Below are 2,331 nucleotides of genomic sequence, written 5' to 3' on the forward strand. Positions count from 1 at the left end.
ATAAAGCCGGAACCACCGGCATGATTAATCCCAAACCAATCGCATCAAGCGCGACAACAATGAGTGCGGTTATAAGTGATTTTGACATAGATGTGACTTTTATTTATCATTGATAAGTTGGCGATAAAAAACTTTGTACCTGGCATAAAGCTCGGTGGTGTCAGCGCGTGACCGTACCGGCTTCTTTTGATACTGCCGCCTGGGCGGCTTCTCCTGCTGATCCGGTGACGCCTCAAAGGCTCCCAGCCGCTTTTCCAGGGCAGGCTTGGACAGATCGCGGGACAGGGTGCTGGGCTTGACCATCGTGCCGTCATCGGCCCGGATCACCAACCCGTTACCCCTTGGCGTAATCTCCAGGCCGTTATCACGCATGACCTGGTGCAGCTCCGTCCAGGACTGCGCGGCTTTAATGTCGTCCAGGCATTCGCGCTTGATCCAGCCCACCAGACTTTCCACGCCGGCATGGCGCTCCATGTCGGCGGCCCTCGATGCCGCCCCGCGCTGCTGCGGCCGGTGATTGTCTGCCTCCAGGCCATAGTCCCGTTCCAGCGTCTCGCACAAGTCGGCCAGCGCCAGGTGCGGATAGTACGGTTCGTGCATCGTGTGCCTGGTCGGGTGAATCTTGTTGATGGCAATGTGGATGTGCAGGTTGTCGGTGTCGTTATGCACGGCGCTGATACGCTGATGCTCACCAAACCCTAGCCCTTGGCAAATCCGTTCCTCTATCGCCTTCAAGGTGTCGGCATCGGGATTCTCGCCGGCGCGAAAACTGACAATCAGGTGATAGGTCTTATCGCCCTTGGCCCTGGTGTTCATGTGCTGGGTGGCCAGCACTTCGGTGATGGCATCGCGCACTGAATGCGCCTCGCAATTCGTGACCTGAACATGGCCCAGCCGGTGGTCTTTGCTCTGTGCGTCGGTGATGTATTTAGCCAGGTCGGCAAAGTCTGATTTGCCCAGGGAACGCATGGCAACATGCTTGGCAATCATGATGCTGCCCTGGGTCGCACAATAGATTCCATCAATCGGCTCATTTCGTCCTGGTTGGCCTCAATCCGGGCCAGCAGGCCCAAGACAGTTTCAGCGCTGAACCGGGCCGTTCGGGCATCGTCGGTCAGCCACAATTTCAGCAGACCACCGAGGCGGCCCAGGTCGCCATTGACCCGCACCAGCTCGCGCACGTTCTCGTAATCGGTCACGCCCTGGACGGCGTAACCCTGCCCCACGGCCAGCAAAAAAGCAGACGTACTCAAGCCAGCCGCTTGTGCGTTGGCCTCAATGGCGGCCCGCTCTTCCGGCAGGCAATACACCTTGATCGGCGTGCTGCTTTTTCTCGTTACCTTCTGCTCTGTCGCCTCCATCTTTGGCGTCCTCCTGGTTCTCTTATTCCGGCGTCCGCCGATGGCCCCGCAGGGCAGGATTCCCGTTGAGCGCCGCAGGTGCGAATAAGGGGAAGTGAAGAGGAACACCATGCTTGCATGGTGGGCCTACTTCACACATCCTGCCCGCTTCACCACCACTTTAACATCACTACCATTTACCGGCTATAACCCGTTTTATCGACAAACACAAGCCGATTCCACGCATAAGGCGTGCAATCTGGCTTTAGTCGCCTTACAATCGCTTTAATAGCGATAGAATCGGCATTAAATCGCGGATAAATCGACATATAAAAGGCGGTAGAATCGGCATGACTAAACGGCTTACAGAGCGCATTGCAGCGCAAATGCAGACCCAAAAGCCCACCCGTTCAGGACAGAATCGGGCGGCTTTCCTGGCCCAGCGCGACGACATAAAAGAGGCTTTGACCGATGGCTGGCCGGTAAAAGCCATCTGGAAAACGCTGCACGATGAAGGGAAAATCAGCTTCGGATATGATGCTTTTATCAGCTATGTGAACAGTCTGATTCGGTCGCCAGGCGAGCCTGAAAAGGCCACCGCAAGACCGCCGGCATCCTCCCAACCGGCCCCCAAGAAAGCCACCCCAGCGACACCCAAACCAGTACCATCAGCCAGCCATAAGCCGGGGGAGATTCCCAGCTTCAACTTCAACCCCAGCCCGAACAAAGCGGACTTGATTTGACGCCCCAAGGGGCGGATTGGACGCCAAGAGGGAAGGCATAGCCCGCCCCTCAAGTGTCAATGAACCCCTGGAAATCGACCCCGAAAACAGCCCCCTTCATAGAGGCGGCCTATTAACATTTGAGTGGGAGTGACGGGCACTGGCTGGCAATGTCTAGCAACGGCAGGCATTTCGGCTGAGGGTAAAAGAACTTTCCGCTAAGCGATAGACTGTATGTAAACACAGTATTGCAAGGACGCGGAACATGC

The 2,331-nt window shown here is 56.5% G+C and carries 2 protein-coding genes and 1 pseudogene; 1 reads left to right on the forward strand and 2 read right to left on the reverse strand.

Annotated elements, in window-relative coordinates:
- Positions 1 to 114: 114 nt before the first annotated feature.
- Both traI and traJ read right to left on the reverse strand, forming a co-directional pair.
- Positions 115 to 990 (reverse strand): annotated as a pseudogene (gene traI / locus FTU75_RS18150) (TraI/MobA(P) family conjugative relaxase); the annotation flags it as partial.
- Positions 987 to 1,361 carry a conjugal transfer transcriptional regulator TraJ gene (gene traJ / locus FTU75_RS18155; RefSeq protein WP_033472343.1) on the reverse strand — a complete coding sequence of 125 codons (375 nt, stop codon included), beginning with the start codon at positions 1,359 to 1,361 and terminating at the stop codon, positions 987 to 989. The pseudogene traI and the gene traJ, both read right to left, overlap by 4 nt.
- A 329-nt stretch (positions 1,362 to 1,690) precedes the next feature.
- Here traJ and FTU75_RS18160 point away from each other — a divergent pair, with 329 nt between their 5' ends.
- Complete coding sequence (locus FTU75_RS18160) at positions 1,691 to 2,083, forward strand: TraK family protein (RefSeq protein WP_052928019.1); 393 nt, start codon at positions 1,691 to 1,693, stop codon at positions 2,081 to 2,083.
- The last annotated feature ends 248 nt before the right edge of the window (positions 2,084 to 2,331 follow it).

Origin of the sequence: Acinetobacter sp. YH12140, from assembly GCF_013418475.1 — a bacterium.
Taxonomy (GTDB): Bacteria; Pseudomonadota; Gammaproteobacteria; order Pseudomonadales; family Moraxellaceae; genus Acinetobacter; species Acinetobacter amyesii.